This window comes from Streptococcus sp. 29892, from assembly GCF_032594935.1.
GTDB lineage: Bacteria > Bacillota > Bacilli > Lactobacillales > Streptococcaceae > Streptococcus > Streptococcus hyiners.
The window spans coordinates 366146-380207 of the sequence record NZ_CP118734.1 but is presented as its reverse complement, the minus strand read 5'-3'; the positions used below and the strand labels follow the sequence as shown (position 1 = coordinate 380207).

Here is a 14062-nt window from a genome sequence, read left to right as displayed (position 1 = left end):
CACAAGCAAATCAACGACTGCGAATACAGGTTCTTCATTATACTGCCTTCTATTATAGCACAAAAACAGCATTCCTGCTGTTTCTGAAATTCTATAGATAAAGAATGACCAAGGTAATCAGGCTCATGACAAGACCAACTGACCAAAGGAAGAAGTCAACCTGCCACTCGCTCCATTTTTCAGACTTACCTGTCAAACCACCTAATTCCAAATGATGATGGAAAGGTGTCATACGGAAGATACGACGACCTTCTCCAAAACGTTTTTTAGTGTATTTGAAATATGAAACTTGTAACATAACGGATGATGTTTCGATAACATAGACCAAACCGATTAGGAGGAGGGTCCATTCTTGACGAAGCGCAATGGAAATGGTTGCCAACATCCCACCGAGTGCCAGACTTCCCACATCTCCCATGAAGATCTTGGCTGGTTTACGGTTGTAGACAAAGAAACCAAGCAAGCCACCGATCATGGTCACACAGACCAAGAGAATATCAAACTTCTGCTCCTGGTAAGCAATAACAGAATAGGCCAGCAAACTGATTGTCACAGAAATAGAAGCCAATCCATCAATCCCATCTGTCAGATTGACCGCGTTTGAAAAACCAACCAACCAGAATAGAACAAATGGTAAATAGAGTACCCCAAGATTGATAATGTGGCCAAAGACATTGAGCTCACCACCACCAGCACCTTTGACATGGACAAAATAGAAAACAAGACCACCCAGGATTTGTAGGGCTAGCTTTTGCTTAGGATTAAGTCCTTCATTGATTTTGCGGAAGATTTTCAAGAAATCATCCAAAAATCCGACCAAGCCATAGAGAGCCAAAATGAAAAGAATAGCCAAGACACCACCTGTCAGCATTTTCAGGCTAGCTGCAAAAATAAAACTAACAAGGACAGCAACAACTAGGAAGACTGTACCCCCCATGGTAGGAGTTCCGGCCTTGAACTGGTGTTGCTTGACATCTTCGTGCATCTGTTGCCCTTCGATGCGCTTGGCTTGATAAAAGGTAATAAATCGTGGTATCAGGATTACCGTTGCTAAAAATGCAACCAATCCCGACATAAGTGCAAACTGCATATTATTCTCCTAACGTAACTGTTAATTTCTTGGTTTTATTCAACTTGGTCCCCACTTCTACGCTCTGCTTCACAACCTTGGAACCAGACCCCTCATAGGTCACTTCAATACCTGTCCATTCAGCTAGTAGATCCATATTCTCCTTGGTCACCGCATACAAGTCTGGCATTTCTTCCAATTTATTCGTCAATAAGAGAACCTGTTGATTAGGGGCTACTAAGCTACCTTTTTCCAAAGAAACCTTCTTAATCTCAGCACCTTTGCCTAAAATAACTGGTTGAACCAGATAGCGACGAAGCTCCTCAGCCGACTCACCAGGTGCCTTACCAATTAGATCTGGCAATGTGTAGTCCGTTTCTTTTCCAACAGAAGCTAGGGACGGAGCTGGAGCATCTATGTTCAAGCTATCCTTCAATAACATCGCTTCTTTTAAGGTCGGACTAATAATACTATCCCAAGACAGAACATTTAGCACTTCTGGCTGACGAATGGTCACATACATAATAAATTCCGGGTCCTCAGCAGGAATCATGGCCACTACCGAGTTGATATAGGCTCCTTTAATATAACCCTGGCCATCTTCACTGGCAATTTCGGCAGACCCTGATTTCATGGCAATATCATACCCTTCCACCTGGATGGCTGGGCCTTGTATATCATGAGAATAGAGAGTTCCGAAAATGGGATCTGCTCCGACATTGATCATGTAGCGAAGGGTATCATCTGCCGCTTTTTCTGAAACAGGATTGCCCACCTCTTCTTTATCAGAAATACGAGCCGACTCCGTATTGGGATCATAGAGAGCAGAAATAAATTTTGGCTCCAACATGACCCCATTATTAGCAATGGAAGTGAAACTTCTGATCATCTGAGCCTGATTGGCAGAAATCCCCTGACCGAAAGTGGACATGGCAATGGTTACGATATTGTCTTCAGGTACCAAACCAGGGGCCTCATCTCCCATACCGAAACGGGTTGGGTAACCAAAACGAAACTTAGTCAGGTAATTCAACCATTTCTCATCCCCCATCTGCTGTTGGAGCAGGGTCATACCAACGTTACTTGACAGGGAGAAGCCTTGGGCGTAGTTCAAGGTCACGGCAGACATCCCATCATTGAGGGTCCAGTCATTGATTTTTGCATCGGCAATCACATACTCATTATTGGTATAGTAGGCATTTGGATCGAAAGTACCGTTATCAATAGCTGATGCGACCGTCAAGACCTTCATGGTAGAACCAGGTTCAAAGGCTTCTTGGTAAAGGAGCGAACGTTCTAGGAGTCCCTCTTGTCCCAAGCCTTCCTTAGTGTCTGAATCATAGCTGGGACGTTGCGTCGTTGCTAAAATTTCTCCAGTCCTAGCCGAAACCAAGGTGGCATTTGCATAACGACCTCTGGCAGTATCAAAGAAGGTATTCATATTGGTTTCTAGTGACCGCTGCAGGTCTGCTGAAATAGTCGTATAAACATCCTGACCATTGATAGTGGCCTCTTTCACCGTTTCTGTCCCTGGCAAAACTCGACCCTGGCTATCCTTTTCATAAACAACCTTGCCATCCTGACCAGCTAGAATATCGTTGAGGTAGTACTCCATACCACTCATCCCTTGCAGGCTATGACTGCCATCCTTGTTTTCAATCAAGTTGGCAAGTCCGACAAAGATGGATGCGAAGTTACCATTTGGATACATCCGTCCTGGACTGGCATTGAAGGCAATCCCCTCAATCCCAGCAGCCTTCATCTCCTCCTGGATAGTGGTCATGGTACTATAAGAAATATTTTTCCCTAATGTTCCAAAGTAAACCTGCTTTAATTCTGGCTGTCTCAACTGCTGAAGAACATAATCCGTCTCCATCCCAAGGTGTTTTTTGAAAATATCCGCCACCTTAGTAAATTGACTGTCCTCAACATAGAGAATTTTTTTCAGTTCTGATACATATTCCTTATCAATAATGGCATAAACGGTATAGGTGGTAGAATCTTCTGCGATAGGAATCCCCGTACGATCATAGATTGTTCCACGTTTTGCCTGGATGGTTACCTCTTTCTGATGAACAGCATCTGCCCTCTCAGACAGTTTTACCCCTGCCTTGCTATCCGTTCCGATAATAAAGGCAAAATTAAATAGAAAGATAAAAAAGACTAAAACCGTCAAAAACAGCAGACCTTGGCCCACTTTTCGACGATTTTGGGACGGAATATATCGTTTTTTCAAAACATATTGTAAGAGTTTATTGTTTCTTCTGGGCATTATTCAGCTACTCCAATATTGTCGTTGTTAAATGTTAATCCGGCCTTCTCAGCAATTTCCATCAGACGAGCAGAACGAGTGAGTTCGTTAACAGCCTGTTTGGCATCATTGATTTCAATCTGTTTTTGGTTGATGTTTTGATTGACCTTGGCCATTTCAGACTGGACTTGAATCAAACGGGTCTGCAAGAAAATAATCCCTATCGCCAAGGCCAGACCGGATAGGATAATACTTGTATAAAAGGCTTTTTCTACACGGGTGAAGGTTTTAAACTTATCACCAATCACTCGCATGGTGGCTTCTCTACGTTTTTCTTGTAACATAGATTCTTCTCCTACTTATGTACTCTCTTAGCTACACGTAATTTGGCTGAGTGGGCCCGGTTATTGGCCTCCAACTCCTCCTGACTCGGCAAAATCGGCTTGCGGTTGACCAACTCCAGTGGCGCCTTTAAATCATCTGGGATAAAAGGCAAGCCTTTGGGCACATCAATGGTGCTAGCTTCCTTAAAGAGTTGTTTGGTCAGACGATCTTCCAAGGAATGGAAGGTAATGACCGAGATACGTCCATCCAAAGCCAAGAGATCAATAGCCTGCTGGATAGACTCATCCGCCGCACCTAATTCATCATTGACTTCAATCCGAATAGCTTGGAAAATCTGCTTGGCCGGATGGCCCTTCTTCTTGAGTTCCTTGGCAGGCTTAGCAGACTTGATCAGCTCTGCCAACTCAGTTGTGGTTTCAATGGGCTTGATGTCCCTAGCCTGTTCAATCTTACGAGCAATCTGCTTGGAAAACTTATCCTCTCCATATTTGAAGAAAATCCGCACCAAGTCATGATAATCATAGGTATTGACCACATCATAGGCTGTCAAATGTCCCTCACGGTTCATCCGCATATCAAGAGGGGCATCCTGCTTGTAGGAAAAACCTCGCTCTCGCTCATCCAACTGAGGACTGGACACACCTAGATCGTAACAAATCCCATCAATTTCTGTCACACCAAGTTCTGCCAAGCGGACCTTGAGGTTGCGGAAATTGTCCTTGATAAAGGTGACTTGTCCCTTTTCAATGTAGGCTGCCAAGCGGATTTGGGCATGATCAATAGCCGTCTGATCCTGGTCAAAGGCATAAAGATGCCCACCATCTGTCAACTGACTGAGCAGGTATTCGCTATGACCCGCCCCACCCAGCGTTGCATCTACATAAATTCCATTTGGTTTGATGTCTAACATATCTACTGTTTCATGCAAAAGCACAGTAGTGTGATTAAATTCCTTGCTCATATCTTATCTATTGTACCACAAAATAAATCAAAAAGATGTTGCAAACTTTTTACAAAAAATATGTCAAATATAGTTGACAAGATTTCTGGATAGGTATATAATAACATTACAGAAAGATGTCAGATATAGTTGACATAACCAGGGAGGCCTCCCACATTTTTTTACAGTTATATGTCGGATATAATTGACAACATTTTAAAAGGATAGCCAACCTATCCTCTCATTTTTAGACAATTGTGTCAGATATAATTGACATAGAAAGGAGGGCACATGAACCGTGTCAAAGACTACCGCCTACTGCTAGGTATTTCCCAGCTGGATTTAGCCAAGGCCATCGGCGTATCCAGGCAGACCATCAACATGATTGAAAACAACAAGTACAACCCCTCGCTAGACCTCTGTATCAACCTAGCCAAAGCTTTACAGACTGACCTCAACAGCCTCTTTTGGAATGAATAGAAAGGAAAAATTACCATGAAAAAGAATACACGCAAAGCCCTTATCTCCACTCTCATTTTTATCCCTCTCTTTGTTCTCTTTCAGCTTTGGGGCAATAGCAGAGCAGACATCTTGCACATTATCAGCCAAGCCAAATTCTGGATACAACTTCTGATTACCGGGGCAATCTACTTCTTAGGATTATCTTATCTACCACTCATTTTCCGTCGTAAGTAAAGAGGAGTATCGTATGAAAAAGGAAACCTTTCAAGATAAATTGATCAAACGATTTTACGGTATCGCAGGTCCCTTGGATGAATATCGCAAACAAGAAGCCTTCCGACTGGGCAATACCTGCTTTATCCTGCTCTTTTGGGGCACCATGGCTCTTACCCTACTGGCACTCGCCCTATCCAAACGCTACCCAGAAGTCGTCGCCTATGGCTACCCAACTGCTCTACTCCTATCCACTCTTTCCGCCAGTATGTATATGGCATCCAAGATGCGCCACAGCCAAGTGGACAGTGTAGATGTAGAAGAATTGACTAGCAAGGAACAGAAGCAGCTCAAGGGAGCAAGTTTCAAATTCACCCTCTATTTCACTGCCGTTATGTATATTTGGACTGTTGTTTTTGGTGCCTGGATGGAGGGACTCAATCCTCTCGACCACCTATTTGACCTCCGAAAATTCCTTGCAGCCTGTCTAGGTGGTATTTTCACAGGCATTGCTATCGAAATCATGTTACGCAAGCGCATGAAAAAAGCAGAACAACTGACTGTCAGCTCTGCTATTTCCAAAAAAGAACCTAAGTGGATCCAAAACATGATACGGCACGTTTATGGTATTCGCGGACCTTTAGACGAGTACCGACGGACTAAGGCAGATGAGATTGGGGGAATAGCCTTTATCTACTACTTCTACTTCCTAGCTCTCGGAAATGCCATCGCCTACTTCCTAGCCTACCGCTATCCTGTCGAGGTGGCTACCTACTATCCAATGATCATTGCCTTCTTCAGTATTATCCTAATTGGTATCGTCAATATGCAGACCCTCCATGCTGACTTGCCCCAATATGACTTGGATGAACTTAGCCTTGAGGAAAGACAAGGTCGGCTCCTTAACCCAATTCTTTGGGGACTGGGAGTTGCCCTGCTATCTAGCCTCTTTGCTGGGCTGGCAGACCTCTTTAGCCTCCAGCTTCCCCTACTGGATTCCATCTTCCACGTAAAATCCCTCCTCTTCGGTGGCATGATGGGCCTCTTTGCCAGTCTAGCCCTGTCTGCCCTTGCCTATCTGCAAAAACTGGAAGCAGATACTGCAAAGAAAAAATAAGGAGCAGACCCAATGAATAAACCTTTTACACCCAAACAAACCTGTCGATTTTTTGTTCTATTTTATGCTTTATTTTCTACCTTCTTCATCTACTCTTACATGGTCAATGAGCCGATTAGTGGTTCATTCTTGCTTACCTTACCGACCATTCAGATTATCAGATCCTTTAAAACAGAAGAAAAACGCTACTATATCATCCAAGCCATCTTTGCCCTGTTTGCCATGACCTTGACCTATTCCGTGGGCATTTGGCTAGGACATGTCAAACCACGTGTTCTCATCCTTCCTGCTGGATTTGCTCTGGCTATTCTTTATCGATTGTATTTCAAAAAGGAGAAAACAGATGAACGTTAACAAACCAAAACTCATACTCACTTTGATTGTTCTCTCCTATACAACAATTTGTAGCCTGTATATACATAGCTACCTGACTGGGGACAATCCACCAATCTTTATCTTACCGTTCACTATACTTCCAATCTTGAATAGTGACTGGCAAACTACCAGCCCAGAATCAAATGCTTTCCAAGAAGCTATCCATCTTTATCGTAAACCACTGCTCTGGTTTCTCATTGCAGGTCTTGTCCTAACCTTATCCATTGGATTTTTCACTGGTCAAATCAAACCGCTCCTAGCTGGATTTTGGGGAATCCTTGCTATCCTGCTCTTTGTTGGACAGTTGAAAAAATAAGGAGTTAGACCAATAGAACAGGAGAACTCTTCCTAATTATCGTGCTGGCGCAAGGCCAGCCTTTTTTATTACAAAATCGTCCACTTTGTCGCTTACTTTTTTCCCTATTTGTGCTACAATATGCTCATCTTTATTTTTTTGAAAAGGTAGCTTTATGAAAGCATTTAAGATACACCTTACTCCCAGTCAACGAATTATTCTGAGCTTTCTACTCGTTATACTGGTCGGCTCTCTCTTACTCAGTCTGCCCATTTCGCAAGTTCCTACATCGACTGCTAGTTATTGGGACCATCTGTTTACAACCGTTTCAATGGTCTGCGTGACAGGATTGTTTACAAAGGCTGTTGCTGATACCTATTCTACAGTGGGTCAAATCATCTGTATGTTACTCATTCAGATTGGAGGACTGAGCCTGGTTGGCTTTGTCGGTCTCTTTGCCCTACGAGGTGGTCGGAAAATCAATTTTATGAGTATGGCAACCCTCCAAGAAGCCCTCAATCGCTCCGATACCAAGCATTTTAGAAGCTTTCTCAAGTCTGTTTTTGGATTTACCCTAGCCATTGAAACACTGGGAGCCATTCTCCTATCCTTTCATTTCGTGCCAGAATTTGGTTGGGCTAAGGGTTTATTTACTTCTATTTTCTTAGCTGTTTCAGCTTTTTGTAATGCTGGTTTTGATAATTTCGGAGCCAACAGCATTGTCCGCTATGTTGACAATCCTCTGATAAATCTGACCTTAGCCAGCCTCATCATCATGGGAGGACTTGGATTTTCAGTCTGGTTTGATTTACATACACAGCTTGGTCAAAAACACCATCTTCCCAAATTAGGTTTTCATACCAAGGTCGTTCTAGGCTTAACTGCAACTATTTTGGGATTAGGAACCCTGTTGACCTTACTTACAGAGTGGAACAACCCTGCTACCATTGGTCAACTATCCTTTGGTCACAAACTATTGGCTAGCTTTTTCCAAACGGTGACCATGCGAACGGCAGGATTTGCCAGCATTGATTATACCCAGGCTGAACCCATCACCCTCCTCATCTACATCTTCCAAATGATGTTGGGAGGAGCACCAGGTGGAACAGCAGGAGGAATCAAAATTACAGCCTTTCTGACCTTGATCCTCTATGCCCGAAGCGAGATTTTGGGACTGCCCCATACCAACTTCCTTGGTCGAACCATTGACAGCCTGACCATCCGCAAGGCCTTTGCGACCTTCTCTGTCTTCCTTCTTGTATTTTTAGCAGGCTTATTTGCCCTCGCTATCACAGACAAGCACCAACCCTTACTTTTCTTGGTCTTTGAAGTAATGTCAGCCCTAGCAACCGTTGGAGTAACTGCCAACCTAACCCCATCACTAAGCATGGCAGGACAGGCTGTTATCATGGCCCTCATGTTCTTCGGTCGCATTGGCCCCCTATCCATTCTGGCCAGTCTTGCCCTCCGCAAGGCTTCTAAAACAGAAAGCCTGCAATACGCTAAATCATCTATGTTAGTTTAAGAACCTGTATGCACAGTTCAGCACTTCACTTGTGAATATAGGTTCTAAAAAGGAGAAATCATGCCAAACTATACTATCGGAATTCTGGGCTTAGGAGTATTTGGTACCACCATTGCTAAGACCCTACACAATTATGACTGCAATATCATTGCCATTGATAATCATGAACAACAGATTAACCACCTCGAACCCATTCTCACTCGAGGAATTGTCGGTGATATAACAGACCGTTCTCTCTTGCGAGCTGCGGGCATTGGAAACTGTGATGCAGTCGTCGTTGCAACTGGAGATAATTTGGAATCCAGTGTGCTCGCTGTTATGCACAGTAAGATTCTCGGAGTACCAATGGTCGTTGCCAAGGTCAAGGGAACCACAGCCAAAGAAGTTCTCCTCCGTGTCGGTGCTGACAAAGTCATCTCTCCAGAACGTGAAACAGGTATTTCACTGGCCAAGCAACTTCTTCATAAAGATACAACTAGCCTCCTGGAACTAGAAGGCAATGTGTCTATCGTAGAATTCCATCCACCTGCAAAATGGATTGGTAAGACCTTGGGTGAACTTAAACTCCGTCAGCACTACAAAATGAATATCATCGGTTACCGTAGCGGAGAAAATCAGGAATTGAACATCCAGCTAACCCCAGACTATATCTTCAAGAGCCACGAACTCATCATGGCTGTTACAGACCATAATACCGTAGACCACTTTGAAGATTTAACCCATTAAAATAAGGAAAAAGCCTATTAGAAATGATGCATTCTAGTAGGCTTATCCTCTGTTACCAAGGAGATTTTATGAGCGACTTAACCAAGGGCAAACCCATTCTAGTTATCTTACAGTTTGCCATTCCCCTGCTAATTGGTTCCTTCTTCCAATTAGCCTATAACTTTGCCGATTCCATGATTGTTGGTCATACCTTAGGCAAGGATGCCTTTGCCAGTGTTGGCTCGACTGCCAGCTTGATTTTTCTCATTATCGGCTTCGCCCAAGGTGTGACAAATGGACTGACCATTCTTTCTGCCCAACGCTTCGGAGCTGAGGACTTTGAAGGATTGAAAAAATCCTTTGTTCATGGTCTTTTCTACTCTTTCCTTATCAGCCTGATATTGACAATCCTTGCATTGACTTTTTTACAACCTATCTTGGTCTTAATGAAGACACCTGCTAGTATCATCCAGCATTCTCAAGCCTTTTTGACTGCCATGTTCGGCGGACTAACCTTTACTATTTTCTATAATTTCCTGTCCTCAGCCCTGCGCAGTCTTGGAAATTCTAAAACACCTCTAGTGGCCCTTATCATTGCCTGTTTTATCAATATCGGTTTGGACTTTTTCTTTATCCTAGTCATGAAATGGGGTGTTTTTGGGGCAGGGTTTGCAACCATCACCGCCCAGGCTTGCTCCGTTATCTTTCTGATTTTCTACATCGTCAAAAAGGTTCCCCAGTACCATATTAGCTTTTCTGACTTACGATTGGACAAGGACAATCTCAAGAAACATGCCCAACTCGGTTTTCCTATGGGATTTCAAGCTAGTATCATTGCCATCGGAGCCATGACCCTACAGTTTATGGTCAACCAGCTAGGAACAGATGCCATCGCTGCCCAAGCTATTGCCCTCCGCACCGACCAGCTGGCTATGCTACCTATGGTCAATCTGGGGCTGGCTATTGCAACCTTTACAGCCCAGAACTACGGAGCTAAACTCTATGATCGAATTCGAGAAGGGGTTCGCAAGGCACTCTACCTCAATATCGCTTGGGCTCTAATTTTTGCCCTCATTCTCGTTCTAGGCAACCGGTTCTTCTCTGGCCTCTTTCTTCCAAATGCCAGTCAAACCGTGCTAGACTTGGCCCTAGTTTACTACATCATCAACGGCTCTTGTTACTGGATCGTTGCCTCTCTCTTTATTCTTCGTAGCTTTATTCAGGGGCTGGGCAAGGGCTTTATACCGACATTAGCAGGCTTTGGAGAATTGATTTTCCGAGCAGCAGTTGCCGTCATTGGCATGCAGTATTTCGGATTTTATGGAACAGCAGCCGCCAACCCTGCTGCTTGGATTGGCAGTATCTTGGTCCTCATTCCAAGTTCTATCATTTTTATGAAAAAATTAAAAGCTGGACAAAGTATATAAACAAGAAAAACGCATGAAATAAGCTCATGCGTTTTTAAAATAGTATTTCCGTAAAAATTGGATATGCAAGATATTCCAAAGCGCACCATAGCTAAGCCCAACCAAGAAAGCAAAGCCAACTTGCACATTGGATACTGGTAGCGAATGAACAAAAAGAATGAGTCCCAAAATAACCAGTAATAGAATAGCTGTCGTTGTCTTATCCCACTTAAAATAGGCTGAAAAAGGTTTGTCAGGACAGGCTTGCACTTCCTTGAATTGTTTAAAACTAGCGCCAAGATTGGCCCCAGCCGCCCCCATAATCGCACCAAAATAATAGTGAGGCAGTAGATAAACCGACAAAACAGCTACAGTGATATAGGCAAGCACCAAGAAGACATATACAAGTTTTTTCATGACCAACCTCCTAATAATTTATTGTTCGTCTATATTTTAACATATCATTAAAATACTAGCAAGTCTATTCAAAACAAGAATCTACTTTTTTGGCTACAGCCTCTCAGACACGAAAAGAAAACCAGCCTAGAATAGCCTAAGCTAGTCCTCCTTTTATGCTTCTGTCGTTTCTGACGGAATTTCCGCTTCCTCTTCTAAAACCGGTTCCGTCACAACATCATCAATGGAAATTTCAATATCCTCTGATACAATGACAGCGTCCTCGACTTCTTCTTCCGTCACATCTACCGTTGGAGCCTTGACTGTTTTAGCCTTGATAGCTTCCAATATATCCGCAGTAGTCAGATTTTGTTCTGCAATTTTTTCCTTGATTTGCTCAAAGGTTTCGACAGATTTTTCCTTGCCTGACTTGACCAAATCTTCCACAGTCAATTCACCAGTTTCCAACTGAGTTTTGACTTCTGTGAAGCGGTCTGTAGCTTGTTTACCCAAGTCCTGGGCCTTGTTGACCAAATCAGCATTGATTTCCTCATGGTTTTCCTTGTAGTCATTGGCAAAGTTGACTACTTTTTCTTTGACCACTTGACCCGTTTTACTTGCTAGAAAGGCTGCCGCAGCTGCACCGCCAGCCACTCCCAATAAGATACTGGTCAAAACACTAGATTTTTTTACCATTTTTTTCTCCTTTCTTACCTAAGAGAGATGAGATAGTTGACAAGGCAGAGAGGGCTCCGCCAGCTTTAACCGTATTAGCACCTGCCGACTTGGCCTTGACCGTCAAATCACGCGCCGAAGCATTCAAGTCAGACACAGAAGTAGATAAATCTGCCACCGCTACAAAAAGCGGGTCCAAGGTGGAAACCTTCCCATTGACATCTTCCACCAAAACATTGGTCTTGGCCAAGAGTTCATTGGTCTGATAGAGGGTCACATTAACATCGCTGGTCAAGACCTTGAGGGTCTGTTGAGCCTCTTCCGTCACCGTCCCCAACTTCTTCAATAACAAGATAACATAGATTGCAACCGCCGCGATGGACAGGGCAATAATCAAGACAGAAATTTCAATAATCATACCTTCTCCTTTATGATTGATAAAATGGAATAGAAGTTTTTCTTCTCCGCACCACAACCATGCTAATTCCAATGAGGATAAGAAGTCCAGACAGCCATTGGGAAACACGAATTCCCAAGAACATGAGGCTATCTGTCCGCAGGCCTTCTATCAAGAGGCGACCAAAACCATACCAAATCAGGTAAAAGGCTGTGATCTCACCTTGCTTGAGCAAGCCTGGCCGTCTACGCAAGACACAAATCAAACCAAAACCAAGTAGGTTCCACAGACTTTCAAACAAGAAGGTCGGCTGACGATAGGCTCCATCAATATACATCTGGTCACGGATAAAGGCTGGCAAATAGTCCAAACTCGCCACTGCCTTACCATAAGCCTCCTGGTTAAAGAAATTCCCCCAGCGACCAATGGCTTGAGCAATCATGACTGAAGGAGCCACCACATCCAGAAAATCAAGCGTATTGATAAAGCGGTAGCGAGTAAAGAAATAAAGAACAAGGGCACCTGTAATCAAACCACCATATATAGCAATGCCACCATTCCAAACGGCAAATACAGAGAGCAGATTATCCTTGTATTCGCTCCAAGAAAAAGCTACATAGTAAATCCTTGCTCCGATGATGGAAAGGGGAAAGGCCAACAAGATAAAATCTAAAATATCATCCTGCAAAATCTTCTTGCGCGGTGCCTCCTTGGTCGCCAGGTAAACACCCAAGACCAAACCCAGCAAGATACAGATAGCATACCAGCGAATTTCTAAAGGTCCTAATCGAATGGCAATTGGATCCATATACTAGCCCTCTTCCTTATTCTGCTGAATAAGATTTCCTAGACGCTCTTCAAAAATTTTCGTAGCATCATAACCCATCTGCTTGGCACGGTAGTTCATGGCTGCAGCCTCAATGACCACAGAGATGTTGCGACCAGTCTTAACAGGGATGCGGATTTGTGGAATAGAAATTCCCGCAATTTCAATAGTATCTCCCGAATTCCCCAGACGGTCAAAGACCTTACCTGTTTCATAGTTTTCTAGGTAAACAGCCAACTGGACCTCTGAAGAATCCTTAACCGCGCTAGCACCATACAAACTCATGATGTCGATAATCCCTACACCACGGATTTCTAATAGGTGGCGCAGAATTTCCGCTGGCTCACCCCAGAGGGTCACATCATCCTTGGCATAGACATCCACACGGTCATCCGCAACCAGACGGTGACCACGCTTGACCAACTCCAGACCCGTTTCGCTCTTACCGATACCAGAATCCCCTTGGATAAGGACACCCATGCCGTAGATGTCCATCAAGACACCGTGAACGCTGGTCCGCTGTGCCAGTCGGCTATCCAGATAGGAAGACAGTTCTCCTGACAGACGGCTGGTCGCTGTCTTACTGCGACAGATAGCAATCTTCTTTTCTTTCGCCGCCCGGTACATCTCCTCTGGAATTTCCAAACCACGCGCCACAATAATAACCGGCGTTTCTGGCTGGAACATCTGCGAGAGCACTTGGTAGCGGTTATGGGCTGTCATGGCCATCAAATAAGACCATTCCTTCATCCCCATGAGCTGAATACGCTCGGGAGAATAATAATCAAAGTAGCCTGTCATTTCTAAACCAGGCCGGGTAATATCGGAAGTCGTAATCTCTTTTTGGAGCAGTTCCTCTGTACTATAGGCACATTCAATCCGCAGATTATCAAGTAAGTCTTTTACAAAAACGGTCATGTCTTCCCTCTCTTTCGGTTTTAGTATATTATACCACAAGCAAGGGGCGGGAGGGGAAAACAACTAGCCCTTTTCCTCAGAATAGAGCCTGCCAAGCAGACAGCCTCCTGATCAAGTAAGACCTACCTTTCTGTCCCACTACAAAAT

General features: G+C 43.9%; 17 protein-coding genes. 8 read left to right on the top strand and 9 right to left on the bottom strand.

Translation table 11 applies throughout. From position 1 onward, the window contains the following. Nucleotides 1–91: 91 nt before the first annotated feature. Genes mraY through rsmH form a run of 4 tightly spaced genes read right to left on the bottom strand, consistent with a single transcriptional unit; the run spans nucleotide 92 to nucleotide 4626 of the window. Nucleotides 92–1090 carry a phospho-N-acetylmuramoyl-pentapeptide-transferase gene (gene mraY / locus PW220_RS01990; RefSeq protein WP_202105401.1) on the bottom strand — a complete coding sequence of 333 codons (999 nt, stop codon included), beginning with the start codon at nucleotides 1088–1090 and terminating at the stop codon, nucleotides 92–94. A 1-nt stretch (nucleotide 1091) separates the two neighbouring features. Further along, entirely contained in the window at nucleotides 1092–3341 is a 2250-nt protein-coding gene (pbp2x, locus tag PW220_RS01985) for a penicillin-binding protein PBP2X (RefSeq protein WP_248055917.1), read from the bottom strand. Then, nucleotides 3341–3664, bottom strand: a complete 324-nt coding sequence (ftsL, locus tag PW220_RS01980; protein ID WP_024412194.1) for a cell division protein FtsL — start codon at nucleotides 3662–3664, stop codon at nucleotides 3341–3343. The genes pbp2x and ftsL overlap by 1 nt, the downstream gene beginning before the upstream one ends. A gap of 11 nt (nucleotides 3665–3675) precedes the next feature. Beyond that, nucleotides 3676–4626 (bottom strand): 16S rRNA (cytosine(1402)-N(4))-methyltransferase RsmH, encoded by a 951-nt coding sequence (gene rsmH / locus PW220_RS01975; RefSeq protein ID WP_248055918.1) that lies wholly within the window; start codon nucleotides 4624–4626, stop codon nucleotides 3676–3678. Between the two features lie 270 nt (nucleotides 4627–4896). Here rsmH and PW220_RS01970 point away from each other — a divergent pair, with 270 nt between their 5' ends. The 8 genes from PW220_RS01970 to PW220_RS01935 all read left to right on the top strand — a co-directional run bounded on the left by PW220_RS01970 (nucleotide 4897) and on the right by PW220_RS01935 (nucleotide 10724). Further along, nucleotides 4897–5085, top strand: coding sequence for a helix-turn-helix transcriptional regulator (locus PW220_RS01970; RefSeq protein ID WP_002942681.1), 189 nt, complete (start codon nucleotides 4897–4899; stop codon nucleotides 5083–5085). Nucleotides 5086–5100: 15 nt separating this feature from the next. After that, nucleotides 5101–5301: a hypothetical protein gene (locus PW220_RS01965; protein WP_248055919.1), complete on the top strand. Its 201-nt coding sequence runs from the start codon at nucleotides 5101–5103 to the stop codon at nucleotides 5299–5301. A 13-nt stretch (nucleotides 5302–5314) separates the two neighbouring features. Then, on the top strand, nucleotides 5315–6397 hold the full coding sequence (locus PW220_RS01960) for a DUF3278 domain-containing protein (protein ID WP_248055920.1): 1083 nt from the start codon (nucleotides 5315–5317) through the stop codon (nucleotides 6395–6397). 12 nt (nucleotides 6398–6409) lie between these two features. Beyond that, nucleotides 6410–6751 carry an MFS transporter gene (locus tag PW220_RS01955; RefSeq protein WP_248055921.1) on the top strand — a complete coding sequence of 114 codons (342 nt, stop codon included), beginning with the start codon at nucleotides 6410–6412 and terminating at the stop codon, nucleotides 6749–6751. Next, nucleotides 6741–7088, top strand: coding sequence for a hypothetical protein (locus PW220_RS01950; RefSeq protein WP_248055922.1), 348 nt, complete (start codon nucleotides 6741–6743; stop codon nucleotides 7086–7088). The genes PW220_RS01955 and PW220_RS01950 overlap by 11 nt, the downstream gene beginning before the upstream one ends. 154 nt (nucleotides 7089–7242) lie before the next feature. Then, a complete protein-coding gene (locus tag PW220_RS01945; RefSeq protein ID WP_172050349.1) occupies nucleotides 7243–8592 on the top strand; it encodes a TrkH family potassium uptake protein in 1350 nt (449 codons plus the stop codon). 60 nt (nucleotides 8593–8652) lie between these two features. Continuing rightward, on the top strand, nucleotides 8653–9318 hold the full coding sequence (locus PW220_RS01940; protein WP_172050348.1) for a potassium channel family protein: 666 nt from the start codon (nucleotides 8653–8655) through the stop codon (nucleotides 9316–9318). A gap of 68 nt (nucleotides 9319–9386) precedes the next feature. Next, nucleotides 9387–10724, top strand: a complete 1338-nt coding sequence (locus tag PW220_RS01935; RefSeq protein ID WP_172050347.1) for an MATE family efflux transporter — start codon at nucleotides 9387–9389, stop codon at nucleotides 10722–10724. Between the two features lie 24 nt (nucleotides 10725–10748). On the opposite strand, the gene PW220_RS01930 is transcribed toward PW220_RS01935, so the two are convergent. The 5 genes from PW220_RS01930 to hprK form a co-directional block, all read right to left on the bottom strand. Continuing rightward, nucleotides 10749–11120, bottom strand: coding sequence for a hypothetical protein (locus PW220_RS01930; protein WP_172050346.1), 372 nt, complete (start codon nucleotides 11118–11120; stop codon nucleotides 10749–10751). Nucleotides 11121–11273: 153 nt separating this feature from the next. Continuing rightward, a complete protein-coding gene (locus PW220_RS01925; RefSeq protein ID WP_248055923.1) occupies nucleotides 11274–11795 on the bottom strand; it encodes a YtxH domain-containing protein in 522 nt (173 codons plus the stop codon). Then, complete coding sequence (locus tag PW220_RS01920; RefSeq protein ID WP_192873102.1) at nucleotides 11779–12189, bottom strand: DUF948 domain-containing protein; 411 nt, start codon at nucleotides 12187–12189, stop codon at nucleotides 11779–11781. The genes PW220_RS01925 and PW220_RS01920 overlap by 17 nt, the downstream gene beginning before the upstream one ends. Before the next feature lie 13 nt (nucleotides 12190–12202). Then, the gene (gene lgt / locus PW220_RS01915) at nucleotides 12203–12979 is read right to left on the bottom strand and encodes a prolipoprotein diacylglyceryl transferase (protein ID WP_248055924.1); all 777 of its coding nucleotides are present in this window, start codon (nucleotides 12977–12979) and stop codon (nucleotides 12203–12205) included. A 3-nt stretch (nucleotides 12980–12982) separates the two neighbouring features. Then, the gene (hprK, locus tag PW220_RS01910) at nucleotides 12983–13915 is read right to left on the bottom strand and encodes an HPr(Ser) kinase/phosphatase (protein WP_248055925.1); all 933 of its coding nucleotides are present in this window, start codon (nucleotides 13913–13915) and stop codon (nucleotides 12983–12985) included. Nucleotides 13916–14062 lie beyond the last annotated feature (147 nt).

What these genes read in the sequence shown, in the direction of transcription:
- hprK (WP_248055925.1), bottom strand. Translation starts at nt 13,915, where the DNA reads ATGACCGTTTTTGTAAAAGACTTACTTGATAATCTGCGGATTGAATGT.
- pbp2x (WP_248055917.1), bottom strand. Translation starts at nt 3,341, where the DNA reads ATGCCCAGAAGAAACAATAAACTCTTACAATATGTTTTGAAAAAACGA.
- PW220_RS01935 (WP_172050347.1), top strand. Translation starts at nt 9,387, where the DNA reads ATGAGCGACTTAACCAAGGGCAAACCCATTCTAGTTATCTTACAGTTT.
- PW220_RS01930 (WP_172050346.1), bottom strand. Translation starts at nt 11,120, where the DNA reads ATGAAAAAACTTGTATATGTCTTCTTGGTGCTTGCCTATATCACTGTA.
- PW220_RS01945 (WP_172050349.1), top strand. Translation starts at nt 7,243, where the DNA reads ATGAAAGCATTTAAGATACACCTTACTCCCAGTCAACGAATTATTCTG.
- ftsL (WP_024412194.1), bottom strand. Translation starts at nt 3,664, where the DNA reads ATGTTACAAGAAAAACGTAGAGAAGCCACCATGCGAGTGATTGGTGAT.
- rsmH (WP_248055918.1), bottom strand. Translation starts at nt 4,626, where the DNA reads ATGAGCAAGGAATTTAATCACACTACTGTGCTTTTGCATGAAACAGTA.
- PW220_RS01970 (WP_002942681.1), top strand. Translation starts at nt 4,897, where the DNA reads ATGAACCGTGTCAAAGACTACCGCCTACTGCTAGGTATTTCCCAGCTG.
- lgt (WP_248055924.1), bottom strand. Translation starts at nt 12,979, where the DNA reads ATGGATCCAATTGCCATTCGATTAGGACCTTTAGAAATTCGCTGGTAT.
- PW220_RS01955 (WP_248055921.1), top strand. Translation starts at nt 6,410, where the DNA reads ATGAATAAACCTTTTACACCCAAACAAACCTGTCGATTTTTTGTTCTA.
- PW220_RS01950 (WP_248055922.1), top strand. Translation starts at nt 6,741, where the DNA reads ATGAACGTTAACAAACCAAAACTCATACTCACTTTGATTGTTCTCTCC.
- PW220_RS01965 (WP_248055919.1), top strand. Translation starts at nt 5,101, where the DNA reads ATGAAAAAGAATACACGCAAAGCCCTTATCTCCACTCTCATTTTTATC.
- PW220_RS01940 (WP_172050348.1), top strand. Translation starts at nt 8,653, where the DNA reads ATGCCAAACTATACTATCGGAATTCTGGGCTTAGGAGTATTTGGTACC.
- mraY (WP_202105401.1), bottom strand. Translation starts at nt 1,090, where the DNA reads ATGCAGTTTGCACTTATGTCGGGATTGGTTGCATTTTTAGCAACGGTA.
- PW220_RS01960 (WP_248055920.1), top strand. Translation starts at nt 5,315, where the DNA reads ATGAAAAAGGAAACCTTTCAAGATAAATTGATCAAACGATTTTACGGT.
- PW220_RS01925 (WP_248055923.1), bottom strand. Translation starts at nt 11,795, where the DNA reads ATGGTAAAAAAATCTAGTGTTTTGACCAGTATCTTATTGGGAGTGGCT.